Source organism: Lentilactobacillus sunkii DSM 19904 (assembly GCF_001435575.1).
In the GTDB taxonomy this organism is placed as follows: domain Bacteria; phylum Bacillota; class Bacilli; order Lactobacillales; family Lactobacillaceae; genus Lentilactobacillus; species Lentilactobacillus sunkii.
Map to the genome: position 1 here is coordinate 1 of NZ_AZEA01000075.1, position 220 is coordinate 220.

The window sequence follows — 220 nt, forward strand, 5'->3', positions numbered from 1 at the left end:
TTAAATTGGCCATCATTTTGGCCAATTTATTCATATTTGCTGCCATTAGGATAATTCCTAACTCGTTATTTACTTGTCTTAATCCACGTACCGATAATCTTCGGAAACGCAAATTAGCCTTCAGGTTACCAAAAGCTGGCTCATCTTCAAGTTTTCGCTTAGCGAAAATGGCCTTTCCCTCTGGACTCGAAAGCTGTTCACGAATATATTCTTTTTGTGA

At 38.2% G+C, this 220-nt stretch carries 1 protein-coding gene; it reads right to left on the reverse strand.

Annotated features, from left to right (window positions below; genetic code table 11):
- On the reverse strand, nucleotides 1–220 hold a 220-nt coding region (locus FD17_RS12960; RefSeq protein ID WP_057826582.1), incomplete at both ends, for a transposase.